This is a genomic window from Lentzea sp. NPDC003310 (assembly GCF_040610935.1).
Taxonomy (GTDB): domain Bacteria; phylum Actinomycetota; class Actinomycetes; order Mycobacteriales; family Pseudonocardiaceae; genus Lentzea.
The window spans coordinates 43,087-62,400 of the sequence record NZ_JBEXNC010000027.1; the positions used below are offsets into that span (position 1 = coordinate 43,087).

General features: G+C 73.8%; 15 protein-coding genes and 1 pseudogene. 8 read left to right on the forward strand and 8 right to left on the reverse strand.

Features of this window, described 5'->3' with window-relative positions:
• Window positions 1-36 precede the first annotated feature (36 nt).
• Together ABZX02_RS40040 and ABZX02_RS40045 are read left to right on the forward strand one after the other, a co-directional pair.
• On the forward strand, window positions 37-540 hold the full coding sequence (locus ABZX02_RS40040) for a VanZ family protein (protein ID WP_355306697.1): 504 nt from the start codon (window positions 37-39) through the stop codon (window positions 538-540).
• Window positions 537-1,646: a glycosyltransferase 87 family protein gene (locus ABZX02_RS40045; protein WP_355306699.1), complete on the forward strand. Its 1,110-nt coding sequence runs from the start codon at window positions 537-539 to the stop codon at window positions 1,644-1,646. Before ABZX02_RS40040 ends, ABZX02_RS40045 begins: the two co-directional genes overlap by 4 nt.
• 152 nt (window positions 1,647-1,798) lie before the next feature.
• Here ABZX02_RS40045 and ABZX02_RS40050 read toward each other — a convergent pair whose 3' ends face one another.
• The 6 genes and pseudogenes from ABZX02_RS40050 to ABZX02_RS40075 all read right to left on the reverse strand — a co-directional run bounded on the left by ABZX02_RS40050 (window position 1,799) and on the right by ABZX02_RS40075 (window position 10,365).
• A complete protein-coding gene (locus tag ABZX02_RS40050; RefSeq protein WP_355306776.1) occupies window positions 1,799-2,188 on the reverse strand; it encodes a carbohydrate-binding protein in 390 nt (129 codons plus the stop codon).
• 24 nt (window positions 2,189-2,212) lie between these two features.
• A pseudogene (locus tag ABZX02_RS40055) lies at window positions 2,213-4,021 on the reverse strand (glycoside hydrolase family 3 protein); the annotation flags it as partial.
• A gap of 166 nt (window positions 4,022-4,187) precedes the next feature.
• Window positions 4,188-4,715: an SMI1/KNR4 family protein gene (locus tag ABZX02_RS40060; protein ID WP_355306701.1), complete on the reverse strand. Its 528-nt coding sequence runs from the start codon at window positions 4,713-4,715 to the stop codon at window positions 4,188-4,190.
• A 41-nt stretch (window positions 4,716-4,756) separates the two neighbouring features.
• A complete protein-coding gene (locus ABZX02_RS40065) occupies window positions 4,757-7,627 on the reverse strand; it encodes an AAA family ATPase (RefSeq protein WP_355306703.1) in 2,871 nt (956 codons plus the stop codon).
• A 57-nt stretch (window positions 7,628-7,684) separates the two neighbouring features.
• Entirely contained in the window at window positions 7,685-7,906 is a 222-nt protein-coding gene (locus ABZX02_RS40070) for a hypothetical protein (RefSeq protein ID WP_355306704.1), read from the reverse strand.
• Between the two features lie 56 nt (window positions 7,907-7,962).
• Window positions 7,963-10,365 (reverse strand): type 2 lanthipeptide synthetase LanM family protein, encoded by a 2,403-nt coding sequence (locus tag ABZX02_RS40075; RefSeq protein ID WP_355306706.1) that lies wholly within the window; start codon window positions 10,363-10,365, stop codon window positions 7,963-7,965.
• A gap of 124 nt (window positions 10,366-10,489) precedes the next feature.
• On the opposite strand from ABZX02_RS40075, the gene ABZX02_RS40080 reads away from it, so the two are divergent.
• The gene (locus ABZX02_RS40080) at window positions 10,490-11,407 is read left to right on the forward strand and encodes a bile acid:sodium symporter (protein WP_355306708.1); all 918 of its coding nucleotides are present in this window, start codon (window positions 10,490-10,492) and stop codon (window positions 11,405-11,407) included.
• Window positions 11,408-11,411: 4 nt separating this feature from the next.
• Here the strand turns inward: ABZX02_RS40080 and ABZX02_RS40085 are convergent, their stop codons facing one another.
• On the reverse strand, window positions 11,412-11,993 hold the full coding sequence (locus ABZX02_RS40085) for an NAD(P)H-dependent oxidoreductase (protein ID WP_355306710.1): 582 nt from the start codon (window positions 11,991-11,993) through the stop codon (window positions 11,412-11,414).
• 123 nt (window positions 11,994-12,116) lie between these two features.
• Between ABZX02_RS40085 and ABZX02_RS40090 the strand changes: the two genes are divergently transcribed.
• From ABZX02_RS40090 to ABZX02_RS40110, 5 genes are all read left to right on the forward strand, one after another.
• Window positions 12,117-13,571 (forward strand): histidine kinase, encoded by a 1,455-nt coding sequence (locus ABZX02_RS40090; RefSeq protein ID WP_355306712.1) that lies wholly within the window; start codon window positions 12,117-12,119, stop codon window positions 13,569-13,571.
• Complete coding sequence (locus ABZX02_RS40095) at window positions 13,568-14,224, forward strand: response regulator transcription factor (RefSeq protein ID WP_355306714.1); 657 nt, start codon at window positions 13,568-13,570, stop codon at window positions 14,222-14,224. Before ABZX02_RS40090 ends, ABZX02_RS40095 begins: the two co-directional genes overlap by 4 nt.
• A 77-nt stretch (window positions 14,225-14,301) precedes the next feature.
• The gene (locus tag ABZX02_RS40100) at window positions 14,302-15,444 is read left to right on the forward strand and encodes a hypothetical protein (RefSeq protein WP_355306716.1); all 1,143 of its coding nucleotides are present in this window, start codon (window positions 14,302-14,304) and stop codon (window positions 15,442-15,444) included.
• On the forward strand, window positions 15,441-16,061 hold the full coding sequence (locus tag ABZX02_RS40105) for a DedA family protein (RefSeq protein ID WP_355306718.1): 621 nt from the start codon (window positions 15,441-15,443) through the stop codon (window positions 16,059-16,061). The genes ABZX02_RS40100 and ABZX02_RS40105 overlap by 4 nt, the downstream gene beginning before the upstream one ends.
• Before the next feature lie 10 nt (window positions 16,062-16,071).
• Complete coding sequence (locus ABZX02_RS40110; RefSeq protein WP_355306720.1) at window positions 16,072-16,698, forward strand: glyoxalase; 627 nt, start codon at window positions 16,072-16,074, stop codon at window positions 16,696-16,698.
• Here ABZX02_RS40110 and ABZX02_RS40115 read toward each other — a convergent pair.
• Window positions 16,666-19,299 (reverse strand): AAA family ATPase, encoded by a 2,634-nt coding sequence (locus tag ABZX02_RS40115; RefSeq protein WP_355306778.1) that lies wholly within the window; start codon window positions 19,297-19,299, stop codon window positions 16,666-16,668. The genes ABZX02_RS40110 and ABZX02_RS40115 overlap by 33 nt on opposite strands.
• Window positions 19,300-19,314 lie beyond the last annotated feature (15 nt).

The following is a 19,314-nucleotide window of genomic DNA, read 5'->3' on the forward strand; positions in this document are numbered from 1 at the left end:
CACATCGGATTCCGTTGTGGACGAAGGGTTTCAGCTGTGCTGGAGCAGGTGCGGTGGGCGTGGGACGCCGTCGTGGCCGCGGTGGCGAACCCGCTGATCGCGGTCGGCGTGGTGGTCGGGGCCGTGATGCTGGGCGGTGGCGCGTGGTGGGCCGCGCGGAGGTTCGGGTGGCGGCCGGTGCCCGCCGTGTTCGCGGGGATCTTCCTCGGCGTCGTGCTCGGCGTGACGTTCTCGCGCACGCTGCCGGACTGGGCCACCGCGCCCGGCCGGGCCTTCTGCCACGTCAACGGGTTCTCGCTGCACGGATCGGCGGAGCTGTTGAACGCCTTGCTGTTCGTGCCCCTGGTGTGGTGCGCGGTGCTCGCGACGCGCCGGCCGCTGGTGGTCGCGGTGTCGGCGGTCGCGTTGAGCGCGGTGATCGAGATCGTGCAGCCGCTGACCGGGCGCGGGCTGTGCGAGACGCAGGACTTCCTCAACAACAGCGCCGGAGCACTGGTGGCGGCCGCCCTCGCGGCCGGGTTCGTGGCGGTGAGGCGATGACCGCCCAGCGGCGGCTCTGGGCCGTCGTCGCCGGCGGCCTGGTCGCCTGGGTGTTCGTGCGGAGCTTCGGCAGCGGTGTGCTGGACCTGCGCGTCTACCTCGCGGGTGGCGAGGCGTGGCTCGCCGGCACCGACCTCTACACGGCGGACTTCCGCGGCCCCAACGGTCTCCCGTTCACCTACCCGCCGTTCGCGGCGATGCTGTTCGGCGGACTCGCGCCACTTCCGTTGCCGCTCAGCGCACTGCTGTTCACGGCGGCGGGCCTCGCGCTCTTCACCGCGGCCTGCGTCGTGGCGTCACCCCGTGCGGGCTTCGGCCTGGCCGCGCTGTGCCTGCTGCTCGAACCCCTGCGCGGGGGAGCGGACCTCGGTCAGATCAACATGGTCCTGATCGGCCTGGTCGCGCTCGACTGCCTGCTGCCGCGCACCCCGTGGCCCCGCGGCCTGCTCGTCGGGCTCGCCGCCGCGCTCAAGCTGACGCCGGCGATCTTCGTGTTGTTCTTCCTGTCCCGCGGGCGGTGGCGGTCCGCGCTGACCGCCGTGGCGACGTTCGCGGCGTGCGGCCTGACGGCGTGGCTGCTCGCGCCGGAGCAGTCGAAGGCGTTCTGGTTCCGGGCGATGCTCGACCCCGAACGCGTCGGCGGCCTCGCCTACAGCGCGAACCAGTCGTTGCGCGGCCTGCTGGTCCGGCTCGGCGCGCCCGAACCGGTGTGGTTCGCGGCGGTGGTCGTGGTGCTGGCGCTGACCGTCGTGGTCGTGCCGCGGCTGCGCGACGACCTCACGGCGCTGGTCGCCGTGGCGGCGGCGGGTCTGCTGGTCTCACCGGTCTCGTGGTCGCACCACTGGGTGTGGATCGCGCCCGCGTTGCTGCTGCTGCACGGCCGCGTGCGGATCGCGGTCGCGGCGGTGTTCGCGGTCGGCCCGCACTGGCTGCTGCCGACGGCGGGGGACCGCGAGCTCGCGTGGACGTGGTGGCAGCACCTGGCCGGCAACACCTACGTCTGGCTGGGCCTCGCGTTCCTGTGCTGGTGCGCGGGCAGCTTGCCGAGCACCGCGCGGGTGAGGCTGCGGATGCCGGCCTCGTCGTGGCCGAAGTCGGAGAGGTAGTGGCGCAGCGCGTGCCGCAGCAGCACCAGTTCCTCGTCGGTCAGTTCCAGGGTGGTGGTGCCCATTCCTGCATGTTAGGCCTGCTCACGGCGTTCCGCGTGTCGGGAAGGCGGCGGAACGGGTTCCCGCCCGGGACCCGTTCCGCCACCGGTCTAGCGCGCGAACTGGAACCAGTTCACGTTCGCCAGGTCACCACCTGTGCCGCCGGTCGCCACCAGGTAGAGCCGGTGCACGCCCGTCGCCCCGGACGCGGCCGCGGTGCGGCTGGTCCACGTCTGCCAGCCGCCCGTGCCCGCCGCCGACACCGTCGCGACCACCGGGCCGGTCGGGCTGTCCAGGCGGAACTGCAGGCTGCCGTTCGCGGTGGAGCCGGACGCGATCCGCGTGGTCACCGAGGTCGGCGGCGTGGCACCGAAGTCGACGTCCGCGTAGGCCACGTAGTCGCCCGGCGTCAGGTAGCCGACGTTCTGCCCGCAGCCCGAGTCGGTGCACCGCTCGACCTGCGTGCCGCGCTGCTCGTCGTAGTACGAGGCGCCGATGATCCCGTAGGCGTTCTGCGTGGCCGGGAACTGCGACCCGAACCCGTGCGGGAACAGCGGGGTCTTGCCGTCGCCGACGTTGATCGGCTGCTGCGACGCGCTCTGCATCCACGTGAACGGGAGCGTGCCGGTGGGCTTGTGGTCGCCGAACAGCACGTCCGCGACGCCGTTGCCCTCGGTGCCCGGCAGCCAGGCCGCGACCAGGGCGTGCCACTGCGGCAGCTGCGCCGCGATGTCCAGCGGGCGTCCGGACACGAGCACCACGACGACCGGGACACCCGTGGCGCGCAACGTGTTCAGCGTCGCGAGGTCCTCACTGTCCAGGCCCAGGCCGCCGGGGCGGTCGCCCGCGCCCTCGGTGTACGGGGTCTCGCCGATCACGGCGATCGCCGCGTTGTACGTGCCGTCGATGCCGGACCCGTTGCGGTTGTACGTGACCGTCGTGGACGACGACACCGCGCTTCGGATACCTTGCAGGACAGTGGTTCCCGGTGTCACCGGACCGCTGCCGCCCTGCCACGAGATGGTCCAGCCCCCGCTCTGGTAACCGATGTTGTCCGCGCTCTTGCCCGCCACGAAGATCTTCGACGCGGTCTTCGGCAGCGGCAGCACGCCGTTCTGGTTCTTCAGCAGCACCTGCGACTTGCGCACGGCCTCCCGGGCGAGCGCGCGGTGCGCCGCGTTGCCGACGGTCGGCGTGTACGAGCGGTCCGTCAGCGGCTTCTCGAAGAGGCCGAGCTCGAACTTCTTGGTGAGGATGCGGCGGTTGGCGTCGTCGATGCGCGACATCGGCACGCGGCCCGCCTGCACCTCCTGCTTGAGGTACGTGACGAACTGGCGCCACGCGGTCGGCACCATGATCATGTCGAGGCCGGCGTTGATCGAGTCGCGCACCTCGGCGGCGGTGAAGCCGGGCTGGCCGTCGATCTGGTCGATGGCGTTCCAGTCCGACACGACGAGGCCGCTGAAGCCGAGCTCGTTCTTCAGCACGTCGGTGATCAGGTACCGGTGGCCGTGCAGCTTGGTGCCGTTCCAGCTGCTGTAGGTGATCATCACCGACCCGACGCCCTTCGCGATGGCGTCGCGGAACGGCGGCAGGTGCGTCGCCCGCAGCTCTGCCTCGCTGACCTGGGTGTTGCCCTGGTCGGTGCCGTTGGTCGTGCCACCGTCGCCGATGTAGTGCTTCGCCGTGGCGAGCACCGAACCGGGGTCCGAGAGCTTCGCGCCCTGCAGGCCGGTGATCATCGTCGTCATCGCGGTCGCGTCCTGCGGCGTCTCACCGAACGACTCGTAGGTGCGGCCCCATCGGTCGTTGCGCGCGACGCACAGGCACGGCGCGAAGTCCCAGTCGATGCCGGTGCCCGACACTTCCTCGGCCGTGGCGCGGCCGATCCGCTGCACCAGCCCGGGATCGCGCGTCGCGCCCAGGCCGATGTTGTGCGGGAAGATCGTGGCACCGACGACGTTGTTGTGGCCGTGCACCGCGTCCACGCCGTAGATCATCGGAATGCCCAGCGGGGTGGCCATCGCCGCGCGCTGGAAGTTGTCGTACATGTCGGCCCACGACGTGGCGTTGTTCGGCGACGGCGCGGACCCGCCACCGGACAGCAGCGAGCCGATGCGGAAGTTCGTCAGGTCGGCGCCACTGACCGCGTTGCGCTCGGCCTGCGTCATCTGCCCGACCTTCTCGTCGAGCGACATGCGGCCCAGCAGGTCGGCGACGCGCGCGGGGATCGGCTGCGCGGGGTCCTTGTAGATCGGGTCGGCCGCGTTGGCCGTGCCGGTGGGGAGGACGGCGGCACTGAGCAGAAGTGCGGCCGCGAGGAACTTTCTCACAGGGCAGACCTCCGGGGGACGAGGTCCTGTTTACCTTGCGGCACAACAGGGTTGACCGGAGCGTAACCCGAGCCCACCAGGTGGTATAGACCAGCGGGGAACCGGAACCAGGACCGGTTCCCCGCTGGTCCCAGGCCGCCACCGGACGACCTTTCCGCGACAGGGCTCAGCGGCACCAGGACTGGACGGTCTCCGCGAAGTCCGGGAACTCCGCCCGTGCCGCGGCCAGCACCTCGGCGGGCGTGCGCGGCTCGATCCCGGAGTGCTCCTCCGCCACGGCGCGCAGTTCCGCGTGCGGCACACCGCTGTCGGACCCGAACTCGACGGCCTCCTGCGGCCCCACCCCACCGGCGAGCAACCAGAGGAACTCGCCCAGGCTCGTCGCGACCGGCCCGACCTCGCCCTCCGACCCGAAGAACACGACGGGCTGCGCCGTCAGCGGCCCCTCCCGCACCAGCCACAGCGCGGCCAGCCCGCCCGTGCCGTCCTGGCCGAACGTGCGGAACGCGTCGCCGGTGAGCTCCTTGTTGCCGGTCCAGGCCTGGATCCAGTCGGTCGTCTCCTGCGCCGACTCGAACTCCTGGTACGGCTCGTAGTCGATGCTGCCCTCCGCGGGGTCGTCGCTCCACGGGAAGTCGATGCCGGTGAGAGCGGCCAGCGCGGCGGGGAAGGTGCGGTCTTCGGTGATCTCCACGCGGCGCACGCTACTTCACGGGTCTGACAATCGGCGTCGGATCAGTCCGAGTGCTCCGTGGCGAGCCTGCCGAGCGCGAGCCTGTTGGTCAGGCCGGTCTTGGTCAGCAGGCTCGACACGTGCTTCTCCACCGTGCGCCGCGACAGGTGCAGCCGCGCCGCGATCTCGTTGTTGGCCAGGCGCGCGCCGAGCAGCCGCAGCACCTCGTACTCCCGCACGGTCACCCCGGCGAGCCGCAGTTCGTCGGGCACCTCGTCGACCCCGGTCCGGCGTTGCGTGACGCGGACGCCCATCAGCCGCAGCTGGGCGCGGCACGCTCCGGCCACGGCCGGGTTGCCGGCGTCGTGGAAGTGGTGCTCGGCGGCGCGCAGCCACGTCTCGGGGTCTCCCCAGCCGTCGCGCGCGGCCGCCTCGGCCACCAGGCGCAGGCCCAGGTGGCGTGCCATCGGGTAGAGGGCGCCGGCGTCGGCGCTGTCCCGCACCCGCTCCGCGGCGGTGCCGGCGTCGCCCTCGGCGCCGGCCAGGACGGCGGCGGCGAGCAGGGCGAAGTGGTGGTCCCAGCGCAGGCCCGCGGCCGGGTCGGCGACCGCCTCGTCGTACTCGGCGCGTGTCAGGTCGCCGTCGACGGCGCGCAGCAGCAACGAGAGGCCCAGCCTGCCGGTCAGGTGGTACGTGGTGGGGGTGGCGCGTTCGGCTGCCAGGGCCTGCTCCAGGTCCGCGCGCGCTCTCGGTCTGTCCTCCTCCAGCAACGAGCAGAACGTCGCGGCGAGGCCGTGCAGGCGGGCGGTGTGCTGGTCGCCGCCGTGTTCGGACAGCACGGACCAGGCCTCGGTCAACGTCGTGCGGTCGCCGCGGTGGCCCGCGAGCACCGCGCGCAGCACGGCCATGAACTGGCCGATCTCCTGCAGCCCCAAGCGTTTCGCGGCGGTGGAGACGTCTTCGACGACGAGTGCGGCGGCGGTGAAGTCGCCGCGCAGCACCAGTTGCAGGCCGATGTTGACCTCGGACTGGTAGCGCGCGATCACCGCGCCGATCCGGGACGCGAGGTCGCGCGCCTGTTCGAGGCGGCCGATGTCGCCGGAGCGCAGGGCGTCGTCGAGACCGAGGCGCACCAGCGCGTGGATCTCCCAGATCGGCAGGTCGTGGGCGATCGCGAAGGCACGGCTGCGTTCCAGGTACGCGGTGGCGCGCGCCGGGTCGCGGCGGCGGGTCAGCGCGCCGAGCAGTTGCCACGCCTGGCAGGCGACGACCGGCAGCGGCACGCGTTCGGCGACGGTCGCGGCCCGCAGCGCGATCTCCTCGGCGCGGTCCAGGCTGCCCGGCTCGGCCCGGTCGAGCTCCAGGTGCGCGGCCACGACGTCGACCGGCGCGCACTCCTCGGGCGGGGCGTCGCCGAGCAACGCCCGCGCGATCTCCACCTGGGCGAGGCCGTCGGACGTGCGCCCGGCGAGGTTCGCCGCCCACGCGAGCTGCGTGTGCAGGCGCGCCCGGTGCGGGCGGGCGAGTCCGGAGCTGTCGAAGCTCATCGCGAGTGCGCGGTCGACCTGGCCGGCCTCGGTGAGCGCCAGCAGCTGGGCCTCCAGCGCCTCGAACCGCTGCACGGGGTCCTGGACCAGGTCCAGCGACCGGTCGAGCAGCGTGACGGCCGACTGCGCGGCCCCCTGGGCCAGCGCCCGCCGCCCGGCTTCGGCGTAGAGGGAACTGGCTCGCGCGGTCTGCCCGGCCGCCTCCCGCAGCGTCGCGCAGAGGTGGCACCAGTCGCCGGGCACGCCGGGGTAGCGCTTCTCGACGGCGTCGGCCGCGCGGCGGGCGAGGGAGGCCTGGACGTCGCCGGGGATCAGCGTCAGCACCGCGTCGGCGACGAGCGCGTGCGTGAAGAGGTACCAGTCGGGCGTGTGGTCGTCCGGCCCGATCAGGTGCGCGACCGGCTCGCTCTGCAGGTACCGCAGCAACGTCCGGTAGTCGAGGCCGGTCACCTCGCGGACGACGGTCAGCGGGAACCGCAGGCCGATCACCGCGGCCACCGACACGAACTCGCGCGCCTGGTCGTTCAGCCTCCCGAACCGGCCGGCGACGTTGTGCACCAACGCGGACGGCGGCGGCGCGCCCGCGTCGCCCATCCGCCACCCGTCACCGGTGCGCACCAGGTGTCCGTCCGAGACGATCTCGTCGAGCAGTTCCTCCACGAACAACGGCAGTCCGCCGCTGCCCGCCCACAGCAGGTCCAGTGCGGGAGCGGGGATCTCACCCTCCAGGCAGGCCCCGGCGAGCGCGGCCACCTGCGGCGGCCCGAGGCGGCGCAGCTCGACGAGCGTGGCGGAGTCGCGTTTGCCGGTGGCGCGGGCGAACTCCAGCGCCGCGTTGTCGTCGTCGCGCATCGTCGCGAGCAGCAACGTCGGCTGGTGCGCGATGTTGTCGATGACGTACTCGAGCACGGCGAGCGTGTCGGGGTCGGCGTACTGCAGGTCGTCGATGACGACGGCGCAGCCACCGTCGCGCCCCACCAGTTCCGTCAGCCGGAGCACGCCCTCGGCGAGCACGATGAGCGAGCTGCTCGACGCGTCGTCGGCCGCGGGGCCCCAGTCGGGGTTGAAGCGCGCGAGCGCGGGCCGGTACGGGCCGAGCTCGTCGATGTCGACCTCGGTGCCCAGGCGGTGCAGCGACAGCAACGCCTCGCTGAGGCAGCGGAACGGGATCGTGCGGCTCATGGCGCTGCCCCGGCCGCGCATGATGCGCATCCCGGCGCGGTAGGCGAGGTCGGTCGCCGCGGAGGCGAGCCGGGACTTGCCGATCCCGGCTTCACCGGTCAGGAATACGACCCGACCCCTCCCCGTGGCGACTTCCGCCAACGTCGTCCTGATCAGTTCCAGCTCATGGTCACGACCGACGACGACTGGTGCACGCAATGCCACCCGCACATGCAATCACGTCGCGCGACAAAAGGGTGACATGCAGTCAGAAAACGGGCATCAGTTCTCGGGACGGCAACAGGTGGAACCGTTTCCGCCGCCCGTGGCGGAGACGACCTGGTCGAGCACGACGTCGGCGTTGACCGGAGCGGCGGTGCCCGGTGCCGCGGCGAGGACACCCGCGGAGAGCACGGCGCCGGTCAGCGCGGCGATCCGCAGCCCGGCCTTCTTCGTCGTGGCGCGAACCGAGGTGGGCTGGTCGTTGGTGTCGGACGATCTCATGGGTTCTCCTGTGGTGAGCAACGGTTTCCGGCACGACCCCGGTGGTCCGGGGAAGATCAGCAGGCGGGTTCGAGGAGCAGCACCGACGGCGCGCGGTCGGGGAAACCCAGGCGCAGCAAGCCGATCCCGAGTCCGGCGAGTCCGGTGAGGAGTCCCGGTGTGGGCACGCGGTCCGGGGTGGCGCAGCGGGGACCGTCGCGGCGCAAGGCCGCCAGCACCTCGCCCGTGCGGCGGTGCCGGGTGGCGGCGGACCAGCCGGTGACCGACACGTCCGCACGGCCGAGTTCCCCGTGGCACAGGGAGAGGTCGCCGTCCGTCCATTCGGAAGCACCGTGCTGACACCACTGGAGGGGACCGGCGGGCTCGTCCGGGTGGCGCTCGGCCAGTGCGCGCGCGTCCGCACAGCCGATGTCGGCGTCGACGGCCCGCATCGCCGCCGCCAGGCCGTGTTCCGGGCCGGACTCGGTCGCGGCGCCCGTGAGCTCGACCGCGGTGCGCGCCCAGCCGGCGACGTCGTCGTCGCCCAGCAGCCGGGCGATCCTGGCGAGCGCGTACGCGATCCCGGCGAACCCGCTGAGACCGCCGGAGCCGACCGCGGCGATCATCTCGTCGTTGCCCCGCAAGGCGGCGAGCAGCTCGGGCACGGCCGTGAGCGCGCGCCGGGCGACGTCGGTGTACCGGCCGACGTCGCTGATCTGCCCCAGCTGCGCCAGGAACAGCGCGACGCCCGTGTAGCCGTGCGCGAGGCCGGCGCCCATCGGCAGCACCAGCCAACGGGTGTCGCCGACGGGTTCGAGGCCGATCCAGTTGATCCGCTCGGTGCCGCGGCTGGTGGTGATGATCCGGTCGGCGATCGCGCACGCCGCCGACAGCACCTCGTCCGTGCCGACCGCGTGCTGCTCCACCCGGCCGGGACCCGTGCCGGTGACCGCGGCGCGACGGGTGGCCAGGGACGCGGCGATCACCCACTCCTGGTCGTCGCGGTCGAACTCGTCGAACGCGGACAGGCACGCGAGGGCGTCCTCCAGCCCGGACGTGGCGAGCACGTCGTCCAGCCGGCCGGCGGCGGACTCCAGGTCGTGGCCGTCCGCACGGGTGGTGAACAGCGGCACGTCGCCCGCGTCCAGCTCGGCGGCCTCCAGCTCCGCGAGGCCCGGCAGGAGCTCCGCGGCGCACGCGCTGGTCAGCACCTGGCGCCGGGTGCCCGCGTCCCGCAGGAACCCCGGTTCCCGGACGGCGCGCAGCAGTGCGGCGTACTGGGCTGTCGGCCGCGGCACGACCCGCACCGGCACCGAGGCGCAGCCGGCGAGCACGGCCGCGAACTCCGCGCTGTGGAACGAGATCGCGTCGTAGGTCTGCCGGAACCCGGCCAGCACGGCGTCCGCGTGGTCGGCGGCCTCGACCGGCCGGGCGTCCCAGGTGGGCCGGTTCGCCGCACCGAGCGTGGTCTCCGGCCGCGCCACGGCCCGCATCCGGTCGGTGCCCGCGTCGAGCCACTCCGTCGTGGTGCCGGACGACTCCTGCCCGGCGTCGCCGCCGACCCCCGAGATGTCGACGAGCCCGTGCCGTCCGGCGACCGCGGGCAGCAGGCCGGTGCGGGCGACCGAACGGCCGAGCGCGACGACGGCGGGGTCGGGCCGCTCGCCCGGCAGCGGCGCCTGGAACAGGGTCTCGACGTCGACCAGCAGCGGCTGGTCCGCGCGGCTGATCACGTTCTGGTGGTGCATGTCCGTGGCGCGCACCAGGTGCAGCACCGCGAGCAGGCCACCGAGCCGCAGGTAGTAGTCCGTCGCGTCGCCGCACGGCAGCGGCGCCGGGTCGACGTGCTCGGCCCACCCGCAGTCCTCGCCGGGCACCGCCTTCACGGTGGCGAGGCCGAGGTCGACCAGGTCGTTGACGAGCTCCACGACGTGGGTGAGGGCGAGGTGGGCGTCGACGCCGCGCGGCTTGTAGACCAGCCGCCGTCCGTCGGCGAGGTCGAGCACCGCGGTGGCCCGGCCACCCCGGTGCGGGTCGCCGCCGAGCCGCGCGGCGACGAGCGGGGACTTCGCGTCGAGCAGCGTGCCGACGAGCCGGTCCTGGTCGGCCGCGTACCGAGTGGCGATCTCGGTGAACACCTCGACGGCGGTGTCCCGTTCCCGGTCGAGGTCGCGCTCGAGGACGGGGTACCGCTCGACGTGGGCACGGGTGAGGAAGTCCTGGAACCGCTCGTGCCCGTCCGCGCCCCGCAGGTCCCGCGCCTGGCCCAGCTCGTGCACGAGGACCGGCGTCACGAGGCGGACGAGCCGGCCGGTGAGGCGGTCGGCGCACGAGGCGACCAGGGCGGACGGGTCCACGGCGAGCTCGGGCAGACCGGTCAGCGCGGCGTGCAGACGGGCGCTCGCCGCGTTCACCCACGGCGCCACGACGTGCGCGAACACGTCCGTGGGGCAGGGTTCGGCGCGGCGGGCGGTCTCCATGGGGCGTAGCGTGCCATTGGGCCGACCGGCGGGTCATGGGTGGAGAACACCCACCTTTGCGGCGGTGCCGGGAGAGGCCCGAGCCTGGCGGCTATCGTCCTGATCATCCGATCGGGAGGCTCACGTGCAGGGGTTCGCCGCGGGCCTGGAACGCCACCAGGTCGCCGTCTACCTCGGCGCGCTCGCCGCCGGAGCCGTCGCCGGGTGGACCGCGCCCGCCGCCGGCCCGGTCCTCGAACACGCCATCACCCCGGTGCTCGCGGCCCTGCTGTACGTGACGTTCCTCCAGGTCCCGGTGGCCGAGTTGGGACGGTCGCTGCGCGCGGGCCGGTTCCTCGCGGCCGCGCTCGTCGTGAACTTCGTGGTGGTGCCGGTGGTGGTGGCGGCGTTCCTGCCGTTCCTGCCCGACGACCGGGCCGTGCGCGTGGGCGTGCTGTTGGTCCTTCTCGCGCCGTGCGTCGACTACGTGATCGTGTTCAGCGGGCTGGCCGGCGGAGACTCCCGGCGGCTGCTCGCCGCCACGCCGGTGCTGCTGCTCGCGCAGATGGTGCTGTTGCCGGCCTACCTCTGGTTGTTCCTCGGGTCCGGGCTCGACGTCGTCGAGCCCGGACCGTTCGTCGAGGCGTTCGTCGTGCTCATCGCGGTCCCGCTGGCGCTGGCGTGGCTGACCCAGGCCTGGGCGCCCCGGATCGTCGGCCCGGCCGGCTCGACGATGGTGCCGCTGATGGCCGGGACGCTGTTCGCGGTCGTCGCCTCGCAGGTGCCGAAGCTCGGGGGCGGGCTGGGACCGGTCGCGGGCGTCGTGCCGTTCTACGTGGCGTTCCTGGTGGTCATGCCGTTCGCGGGACGGGCCGTCGCCGCGGCGTTCCGGCTGGACGGTCCGGCGAGCCGCGCGATCGTGTTCACCGGGGCCACCCGCAACTCGCTGGTCGTGCTGCCGCTCGCGCTGGCGCTGCCCGGTGACGTGGCGGCGGTCGTCGTGGTGACGCAGACGCTGGTCGAGGTGGTCGGCATGGTCGTCTACGTGCGGGTGCTGCGCTGACGGGTCACGCCTGCTGCGAGGCGGGGGTGCGGTCGCGCAACGGGGCGAGAGCGCTGCTCCACGCGACGAGCTCGTCGATCATCGTGCTCAGCGTCGCCACCTGGAACTCGGACGGGTGGAACTCGGTGTAGTTCGTGAACTCGGTGAACATTGACAGCGACACACTGGTGCGCACGTCGGCCAGCTTCAGCTCACCCGCCACGAGACGAAGGTGCTCCACGGCCCGTGCGCCGCCCACACCGCCGTACGACACGAAGCCGACGGCCTTGTTGTTCCACTCCGCGAACAGGTAGTCGATCGCGTTCTTGAGCACGCCGGACGTCGAGTGGTTGTACTCGGGCGTGACCATGACGAAGCCGTCGAACTCCGCGATCTTCGCCGACCACGCCTTGGTGTGGTCGTGCTGGTACTGCTGCATCATCGGCGGCATCGGCTCGTCGAGGTGCGGCAGCGGGAAGTCCTTGAGGTCGACCAGCTCGAACGTGGCGTCGTCGCGCTTCTCCGCGTTCTCGAGCACCCACCTGGCCACCTGCTCGCCGTTCCGGCCGGGGCGGGTGCTGCCGATGATGATTCCGATGTGCGTCATGTCCCTGGAGTCCTCCACCCAATGAAGCGGACCGTACCCCGCTTCTGGAAGTGGACTCTACCCCGCTTTGGTGGTAGTGGCTCGGTGCCGTGGCTCACGGCGGTGGTCTTCTACGATGGTGCGATGAGGGGCGGCTGGGGGCTGCGGTGGCCGGACGCCGTCGTGTGGGCGGTCCTGCTCGTGCCCCTGGTGCCCGGTGCGCTGGGCGACCCGGTCGAACTGGCCGGCGGACTCCTCCTGCTGACCGCCGCGGTGGTGCTCTTCCGCCGGTATCCGGTGTGGACGGTCTGCGGGCTCGTCGCCGCGGCGGCGGTCCCCGCGCTGGCGCTGGTGCCGACCGTGACGAACCCGCCGTGGGTCTGGCCGTTCCTCGCGGCCGGGGTGTTCGGGTTCCGCGCCGGGCGGTGGGTGGCCGAGCCGGTGCCCGTGCCGGTGGCGGCCGTGCTGCTCGCCGGGCTGCCGGTCAGCGTGCTGGCGGACGGGGTCGCGCGCGGCGGGTTCGGCCTGCTGTTCGGCGTCTACGACTGGTTCGTGCTCGTGCTGGTGGTGCTGGCCGTGGTGCTCGGACCGTGGCTCGCGGGCCGGTACCTGAGGCTGCGCGCCGATCTCTCGGCGGCGGGACTGGACCAGGCCGCACTGCTGGAGCGGACCCGGATCGCGCGGGACATGCACGACTCGCTCGGTCACGAGTGGGGCCTCGTCGCGTTGCGCGCCGCCGCCCTGGAGGTGGCACCGGACCTGCCCGAACGGCACCGCGTGGCGGCCCGCGAGCTGCGTGAGGGCGTGGCGGCGGCGACCGAACGGCTCCAGGAGGTCATCGGCCTGCTCGGGCCGCGCGACGAGAAGCCGGACGTCGCCGCGCTGATCGACCGCGCGACCGCCGCGGGCATGGACGTCGAGTGGACCCCGGCGGAGCCGTCTCCCGAGGCCGTCGAGCGGGTCGTGCACCGGATCGTCCGGGAAGGACTGACCAACGCCGCGAAGCACGCTCCCGGGGCACCGGTCCGCGTGCGCGTGGAGCGCGGGTACACCGGCACGACCGTGACCGTCGCGAATGGACAGTCCACCCGGGAGGCGGATGCCTCGGCCGGCGGCACCGGTCTGGCGGACCTCGCCGACCAGGCCCGCCTGCTGGGTGGCACGCTCACCGCCGGACCGCGCGACGACGGGTTCGCACTGGTGGCGGAGCTGCCACACGACGCGCGACCGGTGAAGGCGGCCCGCCGCGGCCTGCTCGGCGTGGCCAGGACGCCTCTGCTGGCAGGCACCTCGGTCGCCGTGCTCGCACTGGCCCTGTACGCCGTCGTCGGCGCGAACAACAGCCTCGACCCCGCGACGTTCGACCAGCTCCGCCTCGACGCACCGCAGGCGGACGTCGAGGCCCTGCTGCCACCGTTCCAGATCCTGGGGGACCCCGAACGCATGCTGCCCGACCCGCCGCGGGGCGCCGACTGCCGCTACCACTGGTCGCGCGAGCAGACCGACGACCGCCTCTTCCACCGCCTGTGCTTCGCCGGGAACCGCCTGGTGCTCAAGGAAACCTTCCCGCGCGGCGCCATCTCGGGGGCGGGCCGGTGATCAGGATCCTGCTGGCCGACGACGAACCGCTCACCAGGGCGGGCGTGCGGGCCGTGCTCGGCGCCGAGCCGGAGTTCGAGGTCGTGGGCGAGGCCGCCGACGGACGGGCGGCGGTCGACCTGGCGCAGGCCCACCGGCCGGACGTCGTGCTGCTCGACATCGTGATGCCGCGGCTCGACGGCCTCGCCGCCGCGGCCGAGATCCGCCGCACCGTCCCGGAGACCGGCGTGATCATGCTGACGACGTTCTCCGAGGACGAGCACATCGCCCGCGCGTTCGACGGCGGCGCCAGCGGGTTCCTGCTCAAGACGGGCGATCCGCGCGAGCTGTTCGCGGGCATCAGGGCCGTCGCCGGGGGCGCGGCGTACCTGTCCCCGAAGATCGCGCACTGGGCGATCCGGCGCCTCGGCGGCGAACGCGAGTCCGGCGCCGCCCGCGCCAGGGACCTCGTCGCCGGGCTCACCGACCGCGAACGGGAGGTGCTCGCCCTGGTCGGCGCCGGGCTGTCCAACGCCGAGATCGGCCGCCGCCTGCACGTCGTGGAGGGGACGGTGAAGGTGTTCGTGAGCTCGATCCTGCGCCGGCTGGAGGTGCCGAACCGGGTGCGGGCCGCGATCATCGCGTTCGAGGCCGGACTCGTCGATCAGGGTTGACCTATGTCTTCCGGTCAGTGCGCCCGGCGACGTTCGACAGATGCCGGTCGCCGGGCTCGGTCGACACCCTGGTCCCCATGAGAACCACCTTCCAGGCCGTGCTCGCGGCAGGGGCGCTGACGGCAGCGCTGAGCGGGTCCGCCGCCGCGGCACCGATCCCGCTCACGCTGCCTGCGCCGTCGGGACCGTTCCCCCTGGGCACCACCGAGCTGCACCTCGTGGACGAGAGCCGCACCGACCCGTGGGCGCCGGGCCGGCCCCGCGAACTGATGATCTCCCTGTGGTACCCGGCGTTCCCGTCGCCGCGGGCCGCCACCCGCCACCTCGGCCCGGGGATCGCCGCGTTCTACGACCAGACCGCCGGCGCGTCGGTCGGGCTCGACCTCGGTGTCGCCGACTTCGCGGGCACGCGGACCCACGCGCGGGCCGCCGCCACGCCCCTTCCCGGTCGCCGCCCGGTGATCCTCTACTCGCCGGGGCGCGGCCAGTCCCGGTCGTTCGGCACGACGCTCGTCGAGGACCTCGCGAGCCGCGGCTACGTCGTCGTCACGATCGACCACACCTTCGCGGGCCCGGTGGAGTTCCCCGACCGCGTGGAGCTCCCGGTCCGGGGTGCCGACACGGCCCTGATGATGCGGGAACGGGTGCGCGACACCGGTTTCGTGCTCGACCGGCTCGCCTCCACCGCGCTGTCCGGCGCGATGGACCTGTCGAGGGTGGGCATGGCCGGGCACTCGATGGGCGGCTTCACCGCCGCCGAGGCGATGCTCACGGAACCGCGCATCGACGCGGGTGCCAACCTCGACGGCAGCCTGGACCCGAACTCCGGCCAGGCGAGCGCCCGCGGCGCCGACCGTCCGTTCCTGTTGGTGGGCGGCGGCACCAGCGGCGCCGACCGGCACCCGCACACCCACCGGCACGCACCGGACTGGGCGTCGTTCTGGGCGAACTCCACCGGCTGGAAGCGGGACGTCCACCTGCCCGAGGCGGAGCACGCGAGCTTCACCGACGCGCAGGTGTTGCTGCCGCAGGTCGCCCGGACGCACCCGTTGCCCGCCGACCGGCTCGCGGCGGCGATCGGCACCGTCGACCCGCGCCGGAGCCTGGCGGCACAACGCGCCTACCTGGCCGCGTTCTTCGACCTGCACCTGCGCGGCCGGCCCACCACCCTGTTCGACGCGGACTCGCCCTCCCACCCGGACGCGAGGCTCGTCCCGTGACCGCGTTCCTGGACTGGCTCGCGACCCTGCCGCCCGCCTGGGTGGTCGTCGCGGCCGGGCTGCTCGTCTTCGGCGAGTGCACCCTCGGCCTGGGGTTCGTCGCGCCGGGGGAGACCGGCCTGTTCGTGCTCGGCACCACCACCGCCACCAGCCCGCCCGCGTTCGTGGTGATGTGGCTCGTGACCACGGTGTGCGCGGTGGCGGGCGACTCGGTCGGGTTCCTGATCGGACGGCGCTACGGCGCCCGGTTGCGCGAGTCGGGGCTCGTGCGGCGGGTCGGCGTGCGGCACTGGGACCGGGCCACGGACTTCCTGCGCCGCCGGGGTGCGGTCGCGGTCCTGGTCGCGATCTTCCTGCCGGTGCTGCGGACGGTGCTGCCCGCCGCCGCGGGAGCCGCGGGGCTGCCGTACCGGACGTTCCTGCCCGCCGTGGCCGTGGGCGCGACGGGGTGGTGCGCGCTGCACATCGCACTCGGCGCCGCAGCGGGCGAGACGGCGCGGCGGATCGAGGAGCTCGTCGGAACGGGCAGCACGGTCGTGGCCGTCCTGGTGGTCGTCGTGGCGGTGCTCGCGGTCCGGTCAGGAATCGAGAAGCACCGAACACGGGGTGACGCCTAGCGTTTCCGGCATGACCTCATTCGACGCGATCACCCTCGAAGTGGCCGACCTCGCGGCCGCCGAACGCTTCTACGCCAACGCTTTCGGGCTCGGCGACCGCCTGCGCCTGCGGGCGTCGCGGCAGCCGTCCGCCGGGTTCCGCGGCTTCACCCTGTCTCTCACGGTGGCGCAGCCCGCCGACGTCGACCTGCTGATCGAGGGCGCCCTCGACGCCGGCGCGACCACGCTCAAGCCCGCGGGCAAGTCCCTCTGGGGCTACGGCGCGGTCGTGCAGGCGCCCGACGGCACCATCTGGAAGGTCGCCACCTCGGCGAAGAAGAACACCGGCCCGGCCACCGGGCGGATCGACGACGTGGTGCTGCTGCTCGGGGCGACGGACATCGCCGCGAGCCGGCAGTGCTACGTGGACCGGGGTTTCACCGTCGAGAAGAGCTTCGGCCGCATGTACGTGCAGTTCGCGTCGGCGGGCGCCGTCAAGCTCGGCCTGTACCGGCGGCGCGCGCTCGCCAAGGACGCCGGGGTGGCGCCGGAGGGCTCGGGCTCGCACCGGATCGTGCTGAACGGCGCGGGCGACTTCACCGACCCGGACGGGTTCGCGTGGGCGTCAGGGCAGCCGGCCGGCCAGCTCGGCGCGTGAGCGGATGCCGAGCTTCGTGTAGACCTTGCGCAGGTGGTACTCGACGGTCTTCGGGCTCAGGAACAACGCGGCCGCGACCTCGCGGGTGGTCCGGCCCTCCGCCAGCAGGAGCGACACCTGCAGCTCCTGCGGCGTGAGGGAGTCACCCGGTGCCCGTCGCTCGATCGACTCGCCGGTCGCCTTGAGCTCCAGCGCGGCGAGATCCGCCCACCTCGCCGCACGCAGGTTCTCGAACGTCTCCAGCGCCGCGTGCAGGTGCGGTCGCGCGTCCACCCTCCGCCGGGCGCGGCGCAGGCGCGCACCGTAGGCGAGCCGGGTGCGGGCGGTCTCGAAGTCGTCCAACGTCCTGGCGTGAAAACCCAGGGACGCCTCGAAGTGCGCGTCGAAGTCCGGGCTCAGCAGGCCCATCGTGCGCTCGGCCCGTCCCATCGCCCACGGCTGCCCCTTGGCGGCGGCCGCGGACCGGTAGCGGCGCGCGACCGGTAGTGCCTCGTCCGGCCGGCCCAGCCGGACCAGCGCGTCGGCGAGCTCGGGCGCGGGGGAGAGGTCCGGGTCCGTGAGCCGCAGGTCGTCGAGCAACGCGGCCAGCTCTTCCAGGTGTGCCAACGCCTTGCGCGGGTCGCCGAGGCCGAGTTCCAGCTCTCCCAACGCGAAGAGCGACCAGACGCGTCCGATGTGGATGTCGCGGCCGCGGCAGATCGGCACCGCCTCCGCGACGAGCGCGCGGCACCGTTCCTCGTCGCCCAGGCGGGCCCGCAGCCACGCGAGCCCGGCGAGGCACATCGCGAGGTCGGTCTCTTGCCCGGTCTCGCGGGCGAGCCGGGTGGCCTCGTCGTAGGTGGCCGCGGCGCGCGCCCACTGGTTCGTCGTGGCCTCGTCCCGTGCGACGTGGAACAGCAGGGCGGGCAGCGAGCCGACGGCGGTCTCTGCGCGGGCGTCCGCGACGACGCGGCGCAGGTTCGCGCCGGAGTCCGCGTCGCGCAGGAACAGCGGGCCGATCATCAGCCACGACTGCCGGCGGCGGTCGTCGCGCAGCAGCCCGGACGAGGCGAGCAGGTCCACCGCGGCCCGGATCTGGTCCGTTCCGCCGGAGTTGGCGAGGATCCGGGCGACGCCCGCCGCCATCTGGCCGAGGCCACGCGCTCTCGGCGTGCCCACGCGGTCCAGCAGCGCCTCGATCTCGTGGGCCACCTCGACGCCGGACGCGGTGTCGCCGAGGTAGAAGCACGCGTGGACGGCGTCGGCCAGCAGGACGACGGCCGCGTCCGGGTCGGCGTCGCGGGCGGCGAGCCGGCAGAGGTCGCGGGCCTCGGTGAGCGAGCCGGTGCGGGCGGCGATGGCGGCGCGCAGTTCGACGGCGCGCACCTGCCCGTCCGCCTCGCCGAGCAACGCGACGGACCGGCTCGTCTGCCCGGCGAGCCACGCCGACTCCGCGGCGGACACGCACCGCGAGGCGTGGTCGTGGACGTCCGGGCTGAGCCGCGCGGCCCGCTCGAAGGCGGCCGAGGCGACGTCGTGCGCGCCGCGTTCGTGCGCCCGCCGCGCCGCCCGGACGAGCAGCGCGGACACCTGCTCGTCCGGTCCGACCGCGGCCTCCGCCCGGTGCCACGCGTGCCGGTCGTCGTCCTCGCCGAACACCTCCGCCACCGCGCGGTGGATCGACCGGCGGTCCGGGGCGGCGGCGTGCACCGCCGCGCGGATCAGCGGGTGCCGGAACTCGACCCGCCCGTCACCGAGCCGGACGAGGCCCGCGCCCTCGGCCTCGGCCAACGCGTCGACCGGCACACCGAGGCGGCGGCACGCGGCGGCGACCACGCGCAGGTCGGTGCCCGCCACCGCCGCGACGGCCAGCGCCGCCTGCGCGGCCGACCCGAGCGACCGGGCCTGCGCGGTGAACTCGTGGGCCAGCGCGGCGGACACCGGCAGCGGCGCCTCCGGCGAGAGGTGCCCGTGCGCCGCCAGCTCGATCAACGCGAGCGGGTTGCCCGCCGTCGCCCGGTGCAGGCGCGCGATGAACTCCGGCGACACCGGCGCGCCCGACCGGCTCGACACCAGCGCACCCGCGGCGTCGAGGTCGAGGCCGGTCAGCGGCAGCACCGGCAGCGGCGGATCGGGCGAGCGGGTCGTGGCCAGCAGCACGACCGGGTCGGCGGCGAGCCTGCGGGCGGCGAACGCCAGCGCGTCCGCCGACGGGCGGTCGAGCAGGTGCAGGTCGTCGAGCAGCACGGCGAGCGGGCGCTCCTCGGCGAACCGGCAGAGCAGGCTGAGCGTGGCCGCGCCGATCGCGAACCGGTCGGCGACCTCGCCGGGCCCCAGCGCGAGCGCGACCGACAACGCCCGCGCCTGCGGCCCGGGGATCTCGCCCAGCCGGTCCAGCGCGGGTCGCAGCACCTGGTGCAGCGCGCCGAACGGCAGCTCGCGCTCCGACTCGCTCCCCGCCGCCCGCAGCACCGTCATGCCGGTGGCGCAGTCCTGTGCGAACTGGAGCAGCGCGGTCTTGCCGACGCCGGGCTCGCCGGTGATCGCGAGGGCGCCGCCGTGCCCCAGCCGGGCGGCCGCGACGAGCCGCTCGACCTGTCGACGCTCGGACTCGCGCCCCATCAGCACACCGGGCAG